The following is a 17,904-nucleotide window of genomic DNA, read 5'->3' on the forward strand; positions in this document are numbered from 1 at the left end:
ATGCGTACCCGTGACTTCTCCCGTGCCCCCGCGCAGGCCCGCGCCGGCGCCATGTTCATCGGCGGCACCCGCTACACCAACCCGCTGGTGCTGCTGCGGCTCGCCCCCTCCTGGTTCCGGATGCTGCGCGACATGCGCCGGATGAACGGCTACTGCTGGCACACCGTCTACTGGCAGTTCCCGCTGACCCTCGGCACCATCGCGTTCTTCACCGACCGCGACGCGATGCTGCGCTTCGCCCGCACCCGGCACCACCGCCGGCTGATGGTCTGGCTGACCGACGGCACCCGCAACGCCACCGCCGGCTTCATCCGGCTCTACACCGCCAGCCCCGACGGCTACTCCAACGGCACCTGGCGGGCCGAGGGCCCCCAGATGGGGCACATCGACACCTTCACCCCGCTGGGCGCGGAGACGACCGGGCCGGCGGTCCGCCGATGAGCCCCGCCCGGCACCGGTTCACCCGGGTCACCGACCGGCGCGGCCTGCGGCAGTTCCTCGCCTTCGGCGACCGGCTCTACGCCGGCGAACCCCGCCACGTGCCCACCCCCCGCCAGCAGATCCGCCGCTGGTGGCGCGACGGCGTGCCGCTGTACCTGCTGCGCGACGCCGCCGGCACGATCGTCGGCCGCACCACCCTGCACACCGACGCGGACTTCGACGCCAAACTCGGCCGACGGTGCCAGCTGTTCGGGCTCACCGAGTTCACCGAGCGGGCCGGGAGACCACTGTTCGACGCGATCACCGCCCACGCCGACACCGACCGGGACCTGCTGTTCGGCCCGGTGGCGCTGCTGCCTAACCAGGCCGGCGGGGTGATCACCTCCGGGCACGCCGAGCGCGGCTTCGTCGACAGCGCCTGGAACCCGCCGTGGTACCCGACCGCCTACGAGGCGTACGGGTTCCGCCGCCGGTTCGAGGCCGACACCTGGATCTGCCCCGTACCGGCCCCACCGGAGCCCCTCCCGCCGGTGCACGTCGACCCGGACGGCACCCGCATCGTGCTGCACCGGGGCGACGTACGCCACCTCGACGACCAGCTCGACCTGCTGCGCGGGATGCTCAACGCCTCCTTCGCCCAGCTCGGCTACTACACGCCGATCTCCGCCGCGCAGCTACGGCGGCAGACCGACGGGCTGGCGTACCTGCTGGACGAGTCGCTGCTGCTCTACCTGACCCGCGACGGCGAGCCGGTGGCGTTCGTGCTCTGCGTACCCGACATCTCAGAGTTCCTGATCGCCGTCCGGGGCGACCTGCACCTGGTCAACCAGGCCCGGTTGCTGGCCGCCCGCCGCCGCTACCGTCGGGAGGCGGTGCTGATCGTCAAGGGGGTCCTTCCGCAGCACCAGGGGCGCGGCTACCAGCGGCTGCTCTCCACCCACCTGCACCGCAACCTGTACACCGGCGGCTACACCACGCTGCGCAGCACCTACGTCGAGCGGGACAACACCGCCTCGGCCGCCCAGTACCGCCGCCTCGGCGGTCGCCCGCTGCACGGCTACACCTTCTACGCCAAGGAGCGGTAGGTGGACCACGACGCGTTCCGGCGGCTCGAACGGTGGTGCTGGCGGGCCCCGAGCGCGCACAACACCCAACCGTGGCGACTGCGCTACGAACCCGACGCGATCCGGATCGGCTGGGACCCCGCCCACACCCTGCCCGCCGGCGACCCCACCGGCCGGGACCTGCGGCTGTCCCTCGGCGCGTTCGTCGAGACGTGCCTGATCGTCGCGGCCGACGCCGGCCTGCGGCTGGACTATCTCGCCGACCACGACGAACACCACAGGTGGGTGGGACTGCTGCGCCCCGCCCCGGACCGCTACCCGACCCCGTTCCGTACCACCGACGTGTGGGAACGCCGGACCGACCGGGGTCACCTCGCCGCCGGGGTGGACGGGGACACCCTCACGGCGGTGGACGCGGTCGCCCGGCCGGCCGGCGGCAGCGTACGGACCGTGCCGCAGGCCGGGCGGCTCGGTGCCCTGCTGCGCGCCGCCGACCGTCGGCTCTACGCGGACCCGGCGGTCGTCGCCGAACTGCGCCGCTGGCTGCGGCTGGACCCCACCCACCCGGGCTACCACGCCGACGGGCTCACCGACCGCTGCCTCGCCCTGTCGCGGCCCGCCGCCACCGGGCTGCGCGCGGCACTGGCCGGGTACCCGGTGCTGCGCCCGCTGGGCCTGCCGAGGCTGCTCGCCGCCGCCGCGGGCGACCCGCTCGCCCAGGGCGGCACCGTGCTCGTCCTGGTCGCCCCGGACCACCTCGACGAGCCCGGCCAGGTCGAGTTCGGCCGGGTGCTGCTGCGCACCTGGCTGACCCTGCACACGGCGGGGCTGGCGGCACACCCGCTGAGCCAGCTCATCGACGTCCCCACCACCCGGACGGCGCTCGGTGCGCTGCTCGACGTCGCGCCGCAGCGTCTGCTGCACGTCGCCCGGGTGGGCCGGCCCACCCGGCCCGCACCCCGCTCCGCCCGCCGGGTCGCCGCCGGTCGGGCCTGACCGTCGGCACCCCCCGACCGGCGTCCCGGGGACTGTCCGGTTGCCGACCGCGCGTGGGCGTCGACCGGCGTACGGTGGCCGCGCAGACCCGTCGACCCCGTCCGAGGCAGGCCCGATGACCCATGGCACGTCGATGTCGGCCGGCCGGGACGCGACCTTCGACGACCTGGTCCGGCTGGCCGTCCGGGCGGTCGCCCCCGACGAGGAACCGCTGCTGGGCCTGCTCGCCCCCGACTACCACCGCCGCCCCGGCCACTGGCGACGCGATCCGGGCGCGCTGACCCGGGTGGGTGGTGGCGAGGCGGGCGGCGGCGGTTTCGAGGCGGTGGTCGAACCGCTCCTGCCGTACCTGCTGGTGCTCACCGGGGTGGCGGTGGAGGCGCTGCGCGACGGCGTGCGCGACCAGGCCACCGAGGCGGTCCGCGGTGGCCTGCGCGGGCTCGGCCGGCGATGGCGCACCCGGGGCCGGCGGGCCGTCGACCCACCGCCGCCCGAGGTGCGGCTGCGGCCGGGTCAGCTGCTGCGGATCGAGGAGGCGGTCACCGCCGCCGCCCGCGATCCCCGTTGGACGCTCACCGAGGACCAGGTCGCGGTGTTGCGTGACGCCGTACGCGACGCGTTCGCCCAGCGCTTCGGTGTCGCCGGGCCCGACACTGCCGAGGGTGATGTCGACGGTCGCTGAGGGCGGGCGCGGCCCCGCCGGCCCGGCCGGCGCGACGACACCGCCGCCGCCCTCGGCGACTCCGCCACTGCCTTCGGCGACCCTCGGCCGGTTCGTCGCCGCGGTCACCGCCGTCGTGGGCACGAGCATGTTCGGATGGTCGACGGTCCTCGTCGACGGCGACGCGACCCGGGTGCGCGCCGAGTGCCTGGCGGACGTGCTGCGGACCCGACCGTTCCCGATCGACGCCCGGGCCGGCACGGTCGACGAGACGGGCCTGGCTGCCATCCGGCGCTGCACCGCCGGCCTCGGACCGGACGTGGCCGGGCAGCTGCTCGCCGGGCTCGCGGTGCTGCTGGCGGTGACCATGCTGGCCTACCTCGTCGCGCCCTGGTGCGAGTGCCGACTGCGGGGCCTGCGCCGCCTCGACCGGGTCCCCGGCACCCAGGCGCTGCGGGCCGACCTGGCCGAACTGGTCGGGGTGGCGGGGCTACGCCGGTCGCCGACGTTCGTGGTGTCCCGGTCCGCGCGGATCAGCGGCAACACCTTCGGCGCCGGGCCCCTGCGGTACGTCCGGTTGGACCTCGGCCTGGTGCACGCCCACCGGGTGGCCCCCCGGGTGTTCCGCGCGGTCGTGCTGCACGAGCTGGCCCACGTCCGCAACAGCGACATCCACCTCACCCGGCTGACCATCGCCCAGGCCTGGGCGTTCCCGCTCGGGGTGCTCGTGCCCGTCACCGTCACCTACCTGCGTGCCGACGCCGGCCGGCAGCTGCTCGCCGACTCCTGGCGGCTGGCCGCGTTCGCACTGGTCGTGCAGGTGTCGGCGTGGTCGGTGCTGCGGGCCCGGGAGTTCACCGCCGACGCCCGGCTCCCCGCCGCCGACGCCGACGCCGTCCGGGCGCTGCTCGCCGCCGACCACCGGCAGGTGGGGCGGTGGGCCCGCCTCGGTGCGTTGTTCCGGTTCCACCCCTGGCCCGGGCCCGCGCCGACGCGCTGGACCGTCCCGGCCGCCGGTTCGCCGCCCGCCCGGTCGAGGCGCTCGGCGCGGGCCTGGCCGCCGGGATCGCCGCCCCGTCGGTGCGGGACCTGGCGACCAGCCTGCCCCGGGTGCTGCCGGGCGCGGACCCGGTCACCGACAGCGCCTTCGTCACCGGCATCCTGCTCGGCGTGCCGCTGGCCCTGGTGGCCACCGGGGCGCTGTGGCGGGCGGCCTGGTGGGCACGGCACACCGGCCGTCCGGCGGCCTCCGGCGCGGCGTTCGGCGCGGCACTGGCCTGCGGCCTGCTCGTCGGCCGCCGCCTGGCCTGGCGGGTGGCGTACGCGACCGACCTGCGGGCCTGGTGGATCGAGGTGCTGCTGGCCGGGCTGTGGATCGCCGGTGGCGCGCTGCTCGGCCGGTGGGTGGCCGACGGCGCCCGGGCCCACCTGCGGCACCTCGCGGCGGCGGCGGTCACCCGGATCCGGTGGGCGTGGGCCGGCGCGGCCGTGGCCACGTCGGTGCTCACCGCCGGGTACGTGGCGACGTTGCTGGTGCTCGACGCCTGGTCCACCGACGACGGGTGGAGCATGCTGCACCTGGTCGCCGCCCGTGAGGGCACCGGGGCCGCGACCCCGCTGACCCTGCTGGACATGATCGGCTTCTACGTGCGGATCACCGCCGCCTCGGCCCCGTACCTGATCGCGCTGCCGTTGCTCGCGGCGTTGTTCCCGGTCCTGGCCGGCCGGGGTGCGACGCGGCGGGCGCTGCGGATGGGGGTGGCCGTCGGGGTGGCCGGGGCGCTGGTGCTGCCGCTGGTGCCCCTCGGCGTCGGAGCCGCGGTGCGTGACCCCGGCCTGGCGACGGCGACCGCGGCGACCCTGGTGACCAGCCACACCCTGTTGCCGGTCACGTTCGTCGAGGTGGGCGTGGCCGTGGCGGCGGTCGCCACCCGACGCCTGTCGCTGTCGCACGCGCTGCTCGCCGCCCTCACCGCGGGGGCGCTGATGACGCCCGCGGTGGTGGTCGCCGACGTGCTGGTGTCCTGTGTGGCCGGTGCCCCCGGGTGTGCCCCTGCCGTCGATCCGACGGTGGTCGTCCGCGCTCTCACCCACGCCCTGCTCGTCGCGCCGGTGGCGGCGGTGCTCGCCGCCGCCGTGGGGACGGCCGTGCCGGCCGCGCTCGCGGTGCTCGGCCGGCGTCGGTGGTGGCCGGCGGTGGTGGTGCCCGTGCTGCTGGTGGCCGCCGGGGCGGTCGCGGTCACCCCGCACCGCCCGACGCCGGTCGGTGACCGTGGCCGGGACCCCTGCCTGGTCGGGGTCTGGCGGCTCGTGGCGGGTCGGTTCCACGAGCCGGTGGCCCCCGACTCGCCACTGGGCGTGCTGACCGGCCTGCACACCGACGGTGCCCTGGACCTGTCCAGCGGGCCGGCCGGCGGCCACGCCACCGCCTACCGGGCGGACGGCACCGCGACCGACCTGTACGACCTGTTCGTCGCCGAGGGCACGCTCAACGGGCACACCGTGCGCAGTGTGCAGCGGGGCACGGTCACCTACCGTTGGTCGGCCGGGAACGGCCGGTACGCCCAGCGTGACCAGGTCGCCGCCAGCGACCGGGTGCTCCGGGTCGACGACCGTGAGCTGCCCCTGACCGGCCCGGCGGAGGACTTCGGCGGCTCGTACCGCTGCACCGCCGACCAGTTGGTGATCACAACGGCCGACGACGCCGGCTCGCACACCGAACAGACCTTCGTCCGCAGCCCGACCTGAGCGGCGGATCAGCCGTCGGGGGTGGGTCGGCGCGCGGGACCACCCCGCCTACCTCGGGCTGGGACGCCGTCGTCAGGCCGGGCCGGGCAGCCGGGGAACACGACCGCTGATCTGGACGAAGTGGAAGCCCTCGACGACCACCCGGGGGTCGGCGAACGCCTCGATCGTCGCCGTGAGGTCGGCGTCGGTCAACCCGTGGGCCAGCAGGCTGCCGCGCAGTTGCGGGATGCCGGCCCGCAGCAGCCGGCAACCCGGACCGCCGCCGCGCCACCGGCCCGTCGTGGTCCGGGAGTCGACCTCGACCAGGCCGGCCGCTGCGAAGGCCGCCGGGGCCCGCTGTGCCCAGGCGAGGTCGAGACCGCTGCCGACGAGAGCCGCCGTGTGGGCCGCCAGGTAGCGGGTCAGCAGATCGGCGGTCGCGTCGTCCGGCGCGGACGAGACGAAGTCGCCGGGCGGGAGCGCGAACTCACCGATGAGCAGTACACCGCCGGGTGCCAGGGCGGCCACCATCCGCCGCAGGGCCTCCTCGCGCCGGGGCAGGTGACCGAGGAGCAGCCGGGCGTGCACCAGGTCGAAGGTGCCCGGCGGCTGGTCGGTGACGACGTCCTGGCGGTGGACGACGAGCCGGGGGTGCGGCGGGACGTGCTGCGGGGCGACGTCCGTGGCGACCACCTCGGCCGCCCGTTCGGCCAGCCACAGCGCGACGCTGCCGGCACCGGCGGCCACCTCCAGGCACCGCCGGCCGGTCAGGTCACCCCACTGCCCGAGCGCGGCCCGGGTCGGTCCGTCCAGCAGGTCCGCCAGCGCGTCGTGGTGGGCGCCGGCCTGGTCACTCGCATTGTCGAACGCATAGCCCTTCGTGCTCACCCCACCATCCTGCCGGACGGCGAGCCGTTACGCCCCCGACCCACCGCCCCTGGCCCACCGTCCCGACCCACCGCCCCTGGCCCACTGCCCCTGGCTCACTGCCCCGGTCCATCGCCCGGTCCACCGCCGTGGGCCGGGGAGCCGACGTGCCCGGCCGGCACCGCCTCCGGCGGGTCCCCGACACTCCGCATTCCACTGAGTGCAAGCCCTGGTCCACGCCGGACCCCGGGACGGAATGATTCGACTCCATCGATGTTCGCCCGGCGGGAGGTCGTTCGGATGGAGTTCGCCCGGGACCAGTGGTACGTGGCGGCCCACGGCGGGGAGGTCGGCCGGGACCTGCTCGCCCGTACGGTGCTCGGTGAACCGTTGGTGCTGTACCGCACCGGTGCCGGGGAGGCCGTGGCGCTCGCCGACCGGTGTGTGCACCGGCGCTTCCCCTTGTCGCAGAGCCGCCTCGACGGCGACACGATCGTCTGCGGCTACCACGGCTTCACCTACGACCCCACCGGCAGTTGCGTCTTCGTACCCGGTCAGCAGCGGATTCCGCGTACCGCGCGGGTCGCGGCCTACCCGGTGGTGGAACAGGACTCCTTCGTCTGGGTGTGGATCGGGGACCGGGAGCGGGCCGACCCGGCCACCATCCCCCGCGCGCCCTGGCTGGCCGACCCCCGGTACGCGGTGGTCCGGGGCATGGCCCCGCTGGACGCGCGGTACGGCCTGCTGGTGGACAACCTGATGGACCTGTCCCACGAGACCTACCTGCACGGCGGTTACATCGGCACCCCCGAGGTGGCGGACACCCCGATCACCACCGAGGTCGACGAGGAACGGGGTGTCGTGCACGTCAGCCGGCACATGGACGACGCCGAGTGCCCGCCGTTCTACGCCCGCTCGACCGGCATCCAGGGCCGGATCACCCGCTGGCAGGACATCGAGTACCACCCGCCGTGCCTCTACCTGCTGCACAGCCGGATCGCCCCGCAGGGCGTCTACCCGCCCGCGCAGGGGGAGGACAGCGACGCCTTCCACGCCGAGATCGTCTACGCCATCACCCCGTCGACCGCGCACACCACGTACGACTTCTGGGCGGTGGCGCGCGACTTCGCGGTCGACGACGAGTCGGTCAGCGCGTACCTGCACCAGAGCAACCACACCGTGGTGATGCAGGACGTGGCGGCGCTGAACACCCTGGAGCGGGTGATCGCAGCCGAACCGGAGCGATACCAGGAGCTGAGCATCAACATCGACACCGGTGGGCTGGCCGCCCGACGGCTGCTGGCCCGGCTGGTCGGCTCCGGGACGGTGGGAGCGCCCCGGTGACCGCACCCGCCGGGCAGCGGGTCTACCGGGTCCACTGGGTGCCGGGCACCGACGTGCTGCGCGGGACCTGCCACTGTGGCGCCGAGCGCCTCGCCGACGAGCCGGTGGCCTTGTGGGAGTGGCTGCTCGGCCACCCGCGGGGCCACGCGACGACGACCGTGCCGGCATCCGGCCCGCCCGCCCGGCTGGCGGTGCCGGCATGACCGGGGACAGGCCGACGAGGGACGGGCCGGTCGGGGACGGGTCGGTCGGGGACGGGCTGGTCGGGGTGGAACTGACGGTGGTGGCCCGGGAGCGGGTGGCGGCGGAGGTCGTCGAGATCGGGCTGGCCCGCCCGGACGGTGGTGACCTGCCCCGGTGGACCCCGGGCGCGCACGTCGACCTGGCGCTGGGCCCGGAACTGGTGCGGCAGTACTCCCTCTGCGGTGATCCGGCCGACCGGTCCGTCCTACGGATCGCCGTGCAGCGGGAGCCGGACGGTCGCGGTGGCTCCCGGCTGGCGCACGCCCGGCTCACTGTCGGCGGCACCGTCCGGGTGCACGGGCCCCGCAACACCTTCCCGCTGGTCGCGGCGCGGCGCTACCTCTTCGTGGCCGGTGGCATCGGGATCACCCCGATCCGCCCGATGGTCGACGCGGCCGACGCCGCCGGTGCCGACTGGCGGCTGGCGTACGGCGGACGCAGCCGCGCCACCATGGCCTTCGCCACGACCCTGCGGGAGCGGTACGGCGACCGGGTGTGCCTCTGTCCGCAGGACGAGACCGGGCTGCTCGACCTGACCGGGCTGCTGGGCCGAACGGGCGACGGCCTCGTCTACTGCTGCGGCCCGGAATCCCTGGTCCGGGCAGTGGAGGAACACTGCGCCGACTGGCTGCCCGGCCGACTGCACGTCGAGCGGTTCACCCCCCGGGGCGACGCCGACGGGCCGGAGACGGCGATCGAGGTCGAACTCGCCCTCTCCGGGCGCACGGTACGCGTGCCCCCGGGGGTGCCGATCCTGCGGGCGGTGGAGGAGGCCGGGGTGCCGGTCCTGTCGTCCTGTCGGGAGGGCACCTGCGGCACCTGTGAGACCCCGGTGCTCGCCGGGGTGCCGGAGCACCGCGACAGCCTGCTCACCGCGCAGGAGCGGGCCGCCGGGGACACCATGATGATCTGTGTCTCCCGGGCCCGTACGCCCCGGCTCGTCCTGGAGCTGTGACCGGCCGGCGCGGGCGGGGAGGATGGTGGGATGCGCGGCCAACCGGGACGGTCGGTGACCAGCAGGGTGCTGGCGCTGCTGGACGCGTTCACCCCGGCGAACCCGGCCCTGACGCTGAGCGAGCTGGCCCGGCGCACCGGGTTGCCACTGTCCACCGTGCACCGCCGGGCGGCCGAGCTGCTCGCCTGGGGGGCGTTGGAACGCGGCGTCGACGGGCGGTACCGGATCGGCCTGCGGTTGTGGGAGGTGGGTTCGCTGGCGCCCCGGGGGCTGGGGTTGCGGGAGGTGGCCCTGCCGGTGATGGAGGACCTGTACGAGGTGACCCACGAGAACGTGCAGCTCGCCGTCCGGCAGGATCTCGAACTCGTCTTCATCGAGCGGATCGCCGGCCGGCACGCGGTGCCGGTGCTCACCCGGGTGGGTGGCCGCTTCGCCCTGCACGCCACCGGCGTCGGTCTGGTCCTGCTCGCCTACGCGCCGGTCGGGGTGCAGGAGCGGGTGCTGGCCGCGCCGTTGGAGCGGTACACCGAGCTGACCGTCACCGATCCGGGGCGGCTGCGCCGCTGTCTGGCCGAGGTGCGCCGGGTCGGGTACGCGGTCAGCGACCGGCAGGTGACCATGGACGCCCTGTCGGTGGCCGCGCCGATCCGCGCCCCGGAGGGGGTGGTGGCGGCGCTGTCGTTGGTGGTGGACCGGTCCCGGGCGGACCCGCTGGCGCTGGCCCCGCTGGTGCAGGCCGCGGGCCGGGTGCTGTCCCGGGCGCTGGGCGGCGCGCACCGGTGACCACCGGCCGGACCGGCGTCAGTCGGGGAAGGCGAGCAGTCGCAGCAGGTGGGCCAGCCGTTCGTGGTCGCGGGGCGTCATGCTGGCCAGCGAGTCGAGCCCCACGGCGCGGACGGCGTCCTGGGCGCGGGCGAACAGGGCCCGTCCGGCGTCGGTGGCGGTGAGGACGTTGGCCCGGCGGTCGGCGGGGTCGGCGTGCCGCTCGACCAGTTGGCGCTGCTCCAGCCCGTCGATCAGGGCGACCACCTGGCTGGGGTCGAGGTGCAGGAATTCGGCGAGTTCCCGCTGGGTCGGGCGGACGTCGTCGGCGGCCAGGGCGAGCACCGAGTAGGAGCGGGCCTTCAGTCCGTGTGCGGCGAGGGCGGTGTTGGCCGCCGCGAGCGCGCGCGCGTTGGCGCGGGCCAGCAGGAAGCTCAGGTCACCGGCGAGCGTGCTGTCCCGCAGCCGGTCGCGTCCGGTCGGCCGGGTCCGTTCGGCGGGGGACATGGCGACGATGGTAGCAAGGTTCCCAAATAATTGACATTCTCAACGGTTCGTGCTCAGATCGCATCGACGAAAGGGAGTGCCCATGTCACTGGACGGCAAAGTCGCCATCGTCACCGGGTCCGGGCGTGGCCTCGGTCTGGCCTACGCCCAGGAGCTGGCGCGGCGGGGGGCCTCCGTCGTGGTCAACGACGTCGACGCGCGCGTCACGGCCGACGCGGTGGCGGCGATCGAGGCGTCCGGCGGGCGGGCCGTCGCGGTGACCGCGCCCGTCGGCCCGACCGAGACCGCGCAGGAACTCGTCAGCACGGCGGTCGCGCACTTCGGCCGACTGGACATCCTCGTCACCAACGCCGGCGTGCTGCGCGACACCGTGCTGTGGAAGATGACCGACGACGACTTCGACACCGTCGTCACCGTGCACCTGCGCGGCACGTTCACCACGGTGCGCGAGGCGGTGCGGCACATGCGGCAGGCCGACGCGGGCGGACGGATCATCTGCATCGGGTCACCCACCGGTCAACGCGGCACCTTCGGTCAGACCAACTACGCGGCGGCCAAGGCGGGCATCGTCGGCATGGTCCGCACCTGGGCGCTGGAGCTGAAGCGGGCCGGCATCACCGCCAACACCGTCGTCCCGGTCGCCGCCACCGCGATGACCGCCACCGTCCCCTACTTCGCCGCTGCGGTGCGGGCCGAGGCGGCCGGTGAGCCGATGCCCGCGTTCTTCCGGCACGACCTCGGTTTCGGCACGGCCGCCGACGTGGCCGGTCTGGTCGCGTTCCTCGCGTCCGACGCGGCCGCCCAGGTGACCGGGCAGGTGATCGGGGTGGGTGGTGACCGCCTCCAGATCTGGACCCACCCGGAGGCGGCGGTGACCGCCTACCGCGAGGGCGGCTGGACCTACGACGCGCTGGTGGAGGCCTGGCCGACCACGTTCGACGGGGCCGCGCAGAGCGTCGGCGAACGCTTCCCCGAGCTGCCCGTCCAGTTCCAGCCGGCCAATCCCTGACCCGGCCCACCGTCACCTGACCGACGAGACCGTCCGCCCGCCCGCCGGACCGGACCCGCCCGACGGAGGTTGCCGCCCATGTACCAGCCCGCGATCGACCTCGACGCCGTCACCGCGATCGACATGCACGTGCACATCGAGGTCGACGACCACGGTCACGCCTCGCTGCCCGCACCGCTGGTGGCGGCCGTGTCGAAGTACTTCCGCACGGACGGGCCCCGGCCGGCGGTCGACGCGGTGGCGCGCTACTACCGCGAGCGCGGCATGGCCGCCGTCGTGTTCACCGTGGACGCGGGCACCCAACTGCGGCATCCGCCGCTGTCCAGCATCGACATCGCCCGCGCCGCCGCCGAGCACGCCGACGTGCTGATCCCCTTCGGTTCGGTCGACCCGCGCACCGGCGGGGCGGCCCTCGACCTCGCCGCCCGGCTGATCGAGCAGGAGGGGGTACGCGGCTTCAAGTTCCACCCCACGGTGCAGGGCTTCGACCCCGGCGACGACGCGTACGCGCCGCTGTGGGCCCTGATCGAGCGGGCCGGGCTCCCGGCGATCTTCCACACCGGGCAGACCGGCATCGGCGCGGGCCTGCCGGGCGGCTACGGGCTGCGGCTCGGCCTGTCCAACCCGATGCTGCTCGACCCGGTCGCCGCCGACTTCCCCGACCTGCAGATCGTCATGGCCCACCCGTCGGTGCCCTGGCAGGACGAGGCGCTGTCGGTGGCCACCCACAAGCCCAACACCTGGATCGACCTGTCCGGCTGGAGCCCGAAGTACTTCCCGGCGGAGCTGGTACGCCACGCCAACTCGGTGCTCAGCCGCCGGGTGCTCTTCGGCACCGACTACCCGCTGCTCACCCCCGAGCGGTGGCTGCGTGACGTGGCGGCCACCGACCTCAAGCCGGACGTGCTCCCGGGCATCCTCAAGGACAACGCGGCCCGGCTGCTGGGCCTCGCCCGGGAACGACGAGAGGAAGCGCCATGACCACGACCATCACCTACGACCAGCTCGCCGACCTCGCCGGCACCGACCTGGGGCACACCGGCTACCGCACGGTCACCCAGGACCAGGTGAACCTGTTCGCCGACGCCACCGACGACCACCAGTGGATCCACGTCGACCCGGAACGGGCCAAGGCCGGCCCGTTCGGCGCACCGGTCGCGCACGGCTTCCTCACCCTGTCCCTGGCGGTGCCGTTCTGGACCGAGCTGCTGGAGGTCAAGGGGGTGACCACCAAGGTGAACTACGGCCTCGACCGGGTGCGCTTCCCCGCGCCGGTCGTGGTCGGGGCGCGGGTGCGGATGCGGGCCACCGTCGTCGAGGTGGTCGAGGTCCGGGGTGGCTACCAGCTCACCGTCGACCAGAGCATCGAGATCGAGGGCGGCGTCAAGCCGGCGGTGGTCGCCCGGGGGTTGTACCGCTTCCACGGCTGAGCCCGGCGGCGTCCGCGCCGGGTGACCCACCACCACCTCCACCACCAGGAGACTGCTGATGCACCAGCACGGAATCGGTGCCTGGGTGGCCAGGCGTCGGCTCAGGTCCCCGGACAAGGTCGCCCTCGTCCACGGCGCGGACGCGACCGTCACCTACGCCCAGTTCGCCGACGCGGTGGACCGGGTCTCGGCGGTGCTGCGGGGGCGTGGTGTCGGCGTCGGTGACGCCGTCGCCTACCTGGGGGAGAACAGTCCGGAGTTCCTCCAGGTGATGTTCGGGGTGGCGCAGGTCGGCGCCGTCTTCGTGCCGGTGAACACCCGGCTGGCACCTCCCGAGGTGGGTCACCTACTGACCGACAGCGCGGCCCGGGTGCTGATCCACGACCCGGAGTTCGCCGCACCGGTGGCCGCCGCCCTGCCTGCCGCGCGGCCTCCGCAGACCGTCGTCACCGGCGAGGGCACCCCGCAGCGGCCGGGCCTGACCCGGCTGACCCGGGCGGTCGACGCCGGGCACCCCGGTCCTGCCCCCACCGGCCCGGACGATCCGGCGGCGATCGTCTACACCTCGGGCACGACCGGGCGGGCCAAGGGTGCGGTGCTGACCCACGGCAACCTCACCTGGGTCGCCCTCAACTGTGTGGTCGACTACGACGTCGTCTCGACCGACGTGGCGCTGATGATCTCGCCGCTGTTCCACGTCGCCTCGCTGGGGATGGGCGCGTTGCCCGTCATCCTCAAGGGCGCCACGATGGTCGTCGAGCGGGGCTTCGAGCCGGGCCGGGCGCTCGCGCAGATCGCCAGGCACCGGGTCACCATGCTCAGCGGGGTGCCGACCACCTACCAGCTGCTGGCCGACCACCCGGACTGGGCCACGACCGACCTGTCGACGCTGGCGAAGCTCACCTGCGGTGGCTCCGCGGTGCCGACCCGCATCCTCGACGCCTACGAGGCGCGCGGCCTGTCGTTCTCCCAGGGGTACGGGATGACCGAGGCGTCGCCGGGCGTGACCGCGCTGCCACCGGCGATGACCCGGGCCAAGCAGGGCAGCGTCGGTCTGCCGCACTTCTTCACCGACGTGCGGATCACCGACCCGGGCGGGGCGGTGCTGCCCGCCGGTGAGGTGGGTCAGATCGAGGTGGCCGGGCCCAACGTCTTTCCCGGCTATCACGGGCTGCCGACGGCGACCGCCGAGGCGTTCACCGCCGACGGCTGGTTCCGCTCGGGTGACCTGGGCCGCCTCGACGACGACGGCTGCCTCCACGTCTCCGGCCGGCTCAAGGACATGATCATTTCGGGTGGTGAGAACATCTACCCGGCCGAGATCGAGCTGCTGCTCGGCGAGATCGACGGGGTGGTCTCGGCGGCGGTCATCGGGGTGCCCGACGACCGCTGGGGTGAGGTGCCGTGGGCGGTGGTGACCGTACGGGAGGGGGCGCGCGTGGACACCGCCGTCGTGCGGGCGCACCTGGACGGTCGGATCGCCCGCTACAAGCTGCCCAGGAACGTGGTCATCGTGGACGAGTTGCCGCGGACCGCGTCGGGGAAGGTGCGGAAGACGCAGCTGCGGGCGCGGTTCGCCGGCTGACCGTGGGCCGGTGGGTGACGAGGGCGGCGAACTCCGCCGTGGACGCCTCGGCCAGCGCCCGGTGCGCCCGACGGTAGGTCTGCACCGACCGGGCCGCCGGCCACTGCGCGTCCATGAACTCGGCCGGTAGCCTCGGGTCGGCCCGCAGCAGCGCCAGCCAGTCCGCCACCAGCATCGTGCGCAGGGTCAGCGCGCCCGCCGCCGCCGTGGTCGCGGCCGGGTCGGCCCACCGGTCGATGAACGCGAGGTGCTCGCGCCGGATCGCCTCGATGTCCCAGGCGGCGCGTACGCTCTCGCCGATCGGGAAGCCGGCGAGTTCGCGGGCGTGGAAGGCGACCACGGCGTGCGGGGCGAGGTCCTGGCGCAGCGGTTCCAGCGACCCGGCGAGGTCGACCTCGCCGGGGGCCAGCCACAGCCCGTCGCGGATCGGCGCGAAGCCCTCCCAGGTGAGGGTGGAGCGCAGCCGGTGCCGCAGCGTGCGCTGCCCCTCCGGAATGGAGAAGGTGACCAGGGTCCAGCCGCTGCCCTGCGGGTCGAACGGCCTCGGCCCGCGCACCCGGTACGTCGCCTCACGCAGCACCGCCGCGCCGTGCTCGGTCAGCGAGAACAACGTCTCCCGGCCGCTGCGGCCCCGGGCGAGGATGCCGCTGCGCACCAGCCGGTCGAGGGTGGCCCGGGTCGCCGGTGCGGCGACCCCGGCCCCCTCCAGCACGGTGATCAGGACACTCGCCCGGATCGGCCCGGTGTCGGCGTCGACGACGTGTTCGCCGAAGAAGGCGAGCACCAGTTGCTTCGGCTGACGCCTACCCACAGTCATCCCCTCCGACGGGTGTCGCCCGGCGCGCTCACGGCGCGGGTCGCGGGGCCACATTGTGCCCGCGTTTGGCCCGCTGGATCTCGCCGTAGACGTGTGTGCGCAGTTCGGTGAACCGGGGCAGGGCGCGGGTGGTGATCTGGTCGCGCTCGACCGGCAGGTCGACCGCGACGTCCTCGCGGACCCGGGTCGGCGCGTGGGACAACACGAGCACCCGTTGCCCGAGGTAGACCGACTCGTCGATGTCGTGGGTGACGAACAGCACCGAGATCCCGCGCCGGGCGTGCAGCTCACGCACCAGGTCCTCCAGGTCGGCCCGGGTCTGCGCGTCCACCGCGGCGAACGGTTCGTCCATGATCAGGACCTCGGGCTGGTACGCCACCGCCCGCGCGATCGCCACCCGCTGCTGCATCCCGCCGGAGAGCTGCCACGGGTGGCTGCGGGCGGCGTGCGCCAGACCCACCGCGTCGAGCGCGTCGGCGACCAGGGTGTCCCGCTGCGCGCGGGAGAGCTTCTTGTGCCGCAGCGGCAGCTCGACGTTGCCGCGCACCGTCAGCCACGGGTAGAGGCTGCGGCCGTACTCCTGGAACACCACGGCCATGGCGGGGCTGGGGCCGGTCACCGGCGTCCCGTGCATCTCGACCACACCGCCGGTGGGGCGCAGCAGGCCGGCGAGGCACTTCAGCAGGGTGGTCTTGCCGCACCCGGACGGTCCGACGATGCAGACGAGTTCGCCGGCGTCCATCGTGAAGCTGAGGTCCCCGATCGCCTCGACGTCGCCGGTGGGGGACTCGTAGACCTTGCGTAGCTGCTCCACCCGCAGCAGGGTGCCCCGGTCAGGCACGGTTGACCTCCCTGATTCCGTGGTACCAGCGCAGCACGCGCCGTTCGACGAGCCCGAAGACGACGGCGAGGAGCACGCCGACCCCGCCGAGCAGCAGGATGCCGCTCCACATCTCGGCGATGAGGTAGTTGCGTTGGAAGTAGGCGATCCGGTAACCCAGCCCGGCCGACGAGGCGAACATTTCGGAGATGACCATCAGGATGAGCGCGACCGAGAGGCCCTGCCGCACACCGGCCATGATCCGGGGGCTGGCGGCGGGGAGGACCAGGAACCACAGCCGCTCCCACCAGGTGACCCGGAACGACCGCGCGGTCTGCGTCAGCACGCTGTCGATGCCCCGGACCCCCTCGATCGTGTTCAGCAGGATCGGCCAGACCGCGCCGGAGACGATCACCACGACCTTCATGGTGTCGGTGATCCCGAGCAGGATCATCATCACCGGGATCAGCACCGGCGGCGGGATCGCCCGGAGGAACTCCAGCAGCGGTTCGAGCAGTTCCCGCAGCCACGGGGTCAGGCCGATGACGGTGCCGGCGGCGACGCCGAGCACGATCGACGCGGCGACGCCGAGGCCGAGGCGGGCGAGGCTGGGCAGCACGTCCTCGACGAACGCCGGCCCGATCCAGGTGTCGACGAAGGCGTCGGCGATCGTCACCGGGTCGGGGAAGAACCGGCTCGTCGTCCTGGTCGCCACTAGGCCCCACAGCACCAGCAGCAGCATCGGCAGCCCGAGCGCGTGCAGCACACCCGCCGCGGTGCGGTGACCGACCGCGCGGCGGCGCGGCGGGGCCACCGTCCTCCCCGGGTACGCGGTCACAGCGCCCGCTCCCCACGGACGGACTCGTGCCAGGACAACGTCCGCTGCTCGACGAACCGGAACACGAGGTTCACCGCCAGCCCGAGCAGTCCGGTGACCACGACGAGGGCGTACAGGCCGACGGCGTCGCCGGCGGAGCGGGACAGCTCGATCATGCGGCCGAGGCCCGGGTTGCCGATCACCATCTCCGCGGTGACGGCCAGGATGAGCGCCACCGCCGCCGCCAGCCGCAGGCCGGTCAGCAGGTACGGCAGGGTGGTCGGCAGGACGAGGTGCGTCCACCGTTCCCAGCGGCGCAGGCCGAAGCTGAGCGCGGTGTCCCGGGCGACCGTGTCGACGTCGGCGACCCCGTAGATCACCTGCACGAACACCTGCCAGAACGACGCGTAGACGATGATGACCAGGGCGGCCTGCCGTTGGATGCCGAACATCAGCACGGCGAGCGGGATGAGGGCGACCGACGGGATGGGGCGCAGGAACTCGACCATCGTGTGGGTGGCCCGCCGTAGGAACGGCACCAGGCCGACGACCGTACCGAGACCGACGGCGGCGATCGTCGCCACCGTCAGGCCGATCGCCCAGGAGGTCATGGTGCTGCCCAGCCGCCGCCAGAACGCGAGGTCGACGAGTTGTTCGGACAGCCGGGCGAGCACGTCCGTCACGTAGGGCAGGTACTGCGGGTCGATCAGGCCGAGTGCCGGGACGCTCTGCCAGACGGCGAGGAACCCGGCCAGGCCGGCGACGCCCAGCAGCGCCCTGCGTGGCGCGCGGGGGCGTCGGGTGGGGGGCAGGCGCATGTCACCTCCGTGGTCGCGGGGGGCGCGGCCGGCCCGTCCCG

Annotated in this window: 19 protein-coding genes and 1 pseudogene; 14 read left to right on the top strand and 6 right to left on the bottom strand. The window is 74.3% G+C overall.

Annotated features, from left to right (window positions below):
- The 6 genes and pseudogenes from ACQP2H_RS12425 to ACQP2H_RS12450 all read left to right on the top strand — a co-directional run bounded on the left by ACQP2H_RS12425 (position 1) and on the right by ACQP2H_RS12450 (position 5,910).
- A complete protein-coding gene (locus ACQP2H_RS12425; RefSeq protein WP_204926595.1) occupies positions 1-441 on the top strand; it encodes a DUF4188 domain-containing protein in 441 nt (146 codons plus the stop codon).
- On the top strand, positions 438-1,526 hold the full coding sequence (locus ACQP2H_RS12430) for a GNAT family N-acetyltransferase (protein ID WP_219460650.1): 1,089 nt from the start codon (positions 438-440) through the stop codon (positions 1,524-1,526). The genes ACQP2H_RS12425 and ACQP2H_RS12430 overlap by 4 nt, the downstream gene beginning before the upstream one ends.
- Positions 1,527-2,501, top strand: a complete 975-nt coding sequence (locus ACQP2H_RS12435) for a nitroreductase (protein ID WP_363823612.1) — start codon at positions 1,527-1,529, stop codon at positions 2,499-2,501. It abuts the gene before it with no gap.
- Between the two features lie 115 nt (positions 2,502-2,616).
- Positions 2,617-3,183 carry a hypothetical protein gene (locus ACQP2H_RS12440; protein WP_208570580.1) on the top strand — a complete coding sequence of 189 codons (567 nt, stop codon included), beginning with the start codon at positions 2,617-2,619 and terminating at the stop codon, positions 3,181-3,183.
- A 346-nt stretch (positions 3,184-3,529) separates the two neighbouring features.
- Positions 3,530-3,970, top strand: a pseudogene (locus ACQP2H_RS12445) (hypothetical protein); the annotation flags it as partial.
- A 128-nt stretch (positions 3,971-4,098) separates the two neighbouring features.
- Positions 4,099-5,910, top strand: a complete 1,812-nt coding sequence (locus tag ACQP2H_RS12450; protein WP_433233790.1) for a hypothetical protein — start codon at positions 4,099-4,101, stop codon at positions 5,908-5,910.
- Positions 5,911-5,982: 72 nt separating this feature from the next.
- On the opposite strand, the gene ACQP2H_RS12455 is transcribed toward ACQP2H_RS12450, so the two are convergent.
- Positions 5,983-6,777 (bottom strand): class I SAM-dependent methyltransferase, encoded by a 795-nt coding sequence (locus ACQP2H_RS12455; RefSeq protein ID WP_219460664.1) that lies wholly within the window; start codon positions 6,775-6,777, stop codon positions 5,983-5,985.
- Positions 6,778-7,056: 279 nt separating this feature from the next.
- Between ACQP2H_RS12455 and ACQP2H_RS12460 the strand changes: the two genes are divergently transcribed.
- The 4 genes from ACQP2H_RS12460 to ACQP2H_RS12475 are packed head-to-tail and all read left to right on the top strand — an operon-like array spanning position 7,057 to position 10,081.
- Complete coding sequence (locus tag ACQP2H_RS12460) at positions 7,057-8,100, top strand: aromatic ring-hydroxylating dioxygenase subunit alpha (protein WP_219460667.1); 1,044 nt, start codon at positions 7,057-7,059, stop codon at positions 8,098-8,100.
- Positions 8,097-8,303 carry a hypothetical protein gene (locus tag ACQP2H_RS12465; protein ID WP_219460673.1) on the top strand — a complete coding sequence of 69 codons (207 nt, stop codon included), beginning with the start codon at positions 8,097-8,099 and terminating at the stop codon, positions 8,301-8,303. Before ACQP2H_RS12460 ends, ACQP2H_RS12465 begins: the two co-directional genes overlap by 4 nt.
- Positions 8,300-9,298, top strand: a complete 999-nt coding sequence (locus tag ACQP2H_RS12470; RefSeq protein WP_363823605.1) for a PDR/VanB family oxidoreductase — start codon at positions 8,300-8,302, stop codon at positions 9,296-9,298. Before ACQP2H_RS12465 ends, ACQP2H_RS12470 begins: the two co-directional genes overlap by 4 nt.
- 54 nt (positions 9,299-9,352) lie before the next feature.
- The gene (locus tag ACQP2H_RS12475) at positions 9,353-10,081 is read left to right on the top strand and encodes an IclR family transcriptional regulator (RefSeq protein WP_308290685.1); all 729 of its coding nucleotides are present in this window, start codon (positions 9,353-9,355) and stop codon (positions 10,079-10,081) included.
- An 18-nt stretch (positions 10,082-10,099) separates the two neighbouring features.
- Here ACQP2H_RS12475 and ACQP2H_RS12480 read toward each other — a convergent pair whose 3' ends face one another.
- The gene (locus tag ACQP2H_RS12480) at positions 10,100-10,567 is read right to left on the bottom strand and encodes a MarR family winged helix-turn-helix transcriptional regulator (protein WP_208570586.1); all 468 of its coding nucleotides are present in this window, start codon (positions 10,565-10,567) and stop codon (positions 10,100-10,102) included.
- 82 nt (positions 10,568-10,649) lie between these two features.
- Here ACQP2H_RS12480 and ACQP2H_RS12485 point away from each other — a divergent pair, with 82 nt between their 5' ends.
- The 4 genes from ACQP2H_RS12485 to ACQP2H_RS12500 all read left to right on the top strand — a co-directional run bounded on the left by ACQP2H_RS12485 (position 10,650) and on the right by ACQP2H_RS12500 (position 14,591).
- Positions 10,650-11,576 carry an SDR family oxidoreductase gene (locus ACQP2H_RS12485; protein WP_433232852.1) on the top strand — a complete coding sequence of 309 codons (927 nt, stop codon included), beginning with the start codon at positions 10,650-10,652 and terminating at the stop codon, positions 11,574-11,576.
- A 78-nt stretch (positions 11,577-11,654) separates the two neighbouring features.
- Positions 11,655-12,557: an amidohydrolase family protein gene (locus tag ACQP2H_RS12490; protein ID WP_433232855.1), complete on the top strand. Its 903-nt coding sequence runs from the start codon at positions 11,655-11,657 to the stop codon at positions 12,555-12,557.
- Positions 12,554-13,006 carry a MaoC family dehydratase gene (locus tag ACQP2H_RS12495; RefSeq protein ID WP_219460685.1) on the top strand — a complete coding sequence of 151 codons (453 nt, stop codon included), beginning with the start codon at positions 12,554-12,556 and terminating at the stop codon, positions 13,004-13,006. Before ACQP2H_RS12490 ends, ACQP2H_RS12495 begins: the two co-directional genes overlap by 4 nt.
- 58 nt (positions 13,007-13,064) lie before the next feature.
- Positions 13,065-14,591 carry an acyl-CoA synthetase gene (locus ACQP2H_RS12500; protein ID WP_433232859.1) on the top strand — a complete coding sequence of 509 codons (1,527 nt, stop codon included), beginning with the start codon at positions 13,065-13,067 and terminating at the stop codon, positions 14,589-14,591.
- On the opposite strand, the gene ACQP2H_RS12505 is transcribed toward ACQP2H_RS12500, so the two are convergent.
- From ACQP2H_RS12505 to ACQP2H_RS12520, 4 genes are read right to left on the bottom strand one after another with little or no spacing between them, the layout of a single operon-like run.
- Positions 14,515-15,408 (bottom strand): PaaX family transcriptional regulator, encoded by an 894-nt coding sequence (locus tag ACQP2H_RS12505; protein WP_244253535.1) that lies wholly within the window; start codon positions 15,406-15,408, stop codon positions 14,515-14,517. The two genes, ACQP2H_RS12500 and ACQP2H_RS12505, sit on opposite strands and share 77 nt — an antisense overlap.
- Positions 15,409-15,436: 28 nt before the next feature.
- A complete protein-coding gene (locus ACQP2H_RS12510) occupies positions 15,437-16,249 on the bottom strand; it encodes an ABC transporter ATP-binding protein (RefSeq protein WP_433232863.1) in 813 nt (270 codons plus the stop codon).
- The gene (locus tag ACQP2H_RS12515; protein WP_433232865.1) at positions 16,242-17,066 is read right to left on the bottom strand and encodes an ABC transporter permease; all 825 of its coding nucleotides are present in this window, start codon (positions 17,064-17,066) and stop codon (positions 16,242-16,244) included. Before ACQP2H_RS12515 ends, ACQP2H_RS12510 begins: the two co-directional genes overlap by 8 nt.
- Complete coding sequence (locus ACQP2H_RS12520; protein WP_219460695.1) at positions 17,063-17,863, bottom strand: ABC transporter permease; 801 nt, start codon at positions 17,861-17,863, stop codon at positions 17,063-17,065. The genes ACQP2H_RS12515 and ACQP2H_RS12520 overlap by 4 nt, the downstream gene beginning before the upstream one ends.
- Between the last annotated feature and the right edge of the window lie 41 nt (positions 17,864-17,904).

Origin of the sequence: Micromonospora sp. CA-248260 (assembly GCF_050942205.1) — a bacterium.
In the GTDB taxonomy this organism is placed as follows: domain Bacteria; phylum Actinomycetota; class Actinomycetes; order Mycobacteriales; family Micromonosporaceae; genus Micromonospora; species Micromonospora antibiotica.

Excerpts from the sequence above, each read along its gene's own strand:
- ACQP2H_RS12425 (WP_204926595.1), top strand. The coding sequence starts at position 1 with ATGCGTACCCGTGACTTCTCCCGTGCCCCCGCGCAGGCCCGCGCCGGC.
- ACQP2H_RS12430 (WP_219460650.1), top strand. The coding sequence starts at position 438 with ATGAGCCCCGCCCGGCACCGGTTCACCCGGGTCACCGACCGGCGCGGC.
- ACQP2H_RS12440 (WP_208570580.1), top strand. The coding sequence starts at position 2,617 with ATGACCCATGGCACGTCGATGTCGGCCGGCCGGGACGCGACCTTCGAC.
- ACQP2H_RS12460 (WP_219460667.1), top strand. The coding sequence starts at position 7,057 with ATGGAGTTCGCCCGGGACCAGTGGTACGTGGCGGCCCACGGCGGGGAG.
- ACQP2H_RS12470 (WP_363823605.1), top strand. The coding sequence starts at position 8,300 with ATGACCGGGGACAGGCCGACGAGGGACGGGCCGGTCGGGGACGGGTCG.
- ACQP2H_RS12480 (WP_208570586.1), bottom strand. The coding sequence starts at position 10,567 with ATGTCCCCCGCCGAACGGACCCGGCCGACCGGACGCGACCGGCTGCGG.
- ACQP2H_RS12485 (WP_433232852.1), top strand. The coding sequence starts at position 10,650 with ATGTCACTGGACGGCAAAGTCGCCATCGTCACCGGGTCCGGGCGTGGC.
- ACQP2H_RS12490 (WP_433232855.1), top strand. The coding sequence starts at position 11,655 with ATGTACCAGCCCGCGATCGACCTCGACGCCGTCACCGCGATCGACATG.
- ACQP2H_RS12495 (WP_219460685.1), top strand. The coding sequence starts at position 12,554 with ATGACCACGACCATCACCTACGACCAGCTCGCCGACCTCGCCGGCACC.
- ACQP2H_RS12500 (WP_433232859.1), top strand. The coding sequence starts at position 13,065 with ATGCACCAGCACGGAATCGGTGCCTGGGTGGCCAGGCGTCGGCTCAGG.
- ACQP2H_RS12505 (WP_244253535.1), bottom strand. The coding sequence starts at position 15,408 with ATGACTGTGGGTAGGCGTCAGCCGAAGCAACTGGTGCTCGCCTTCTTC.
- ACQP2H_RS12520 (WP_219460695.1), bottom strand. The coding sequence starts at position 17,863 with ATGCGCCTGCCCCCCACCCGACGCCCCCGCGCGCCACGCAGGGCGCTG.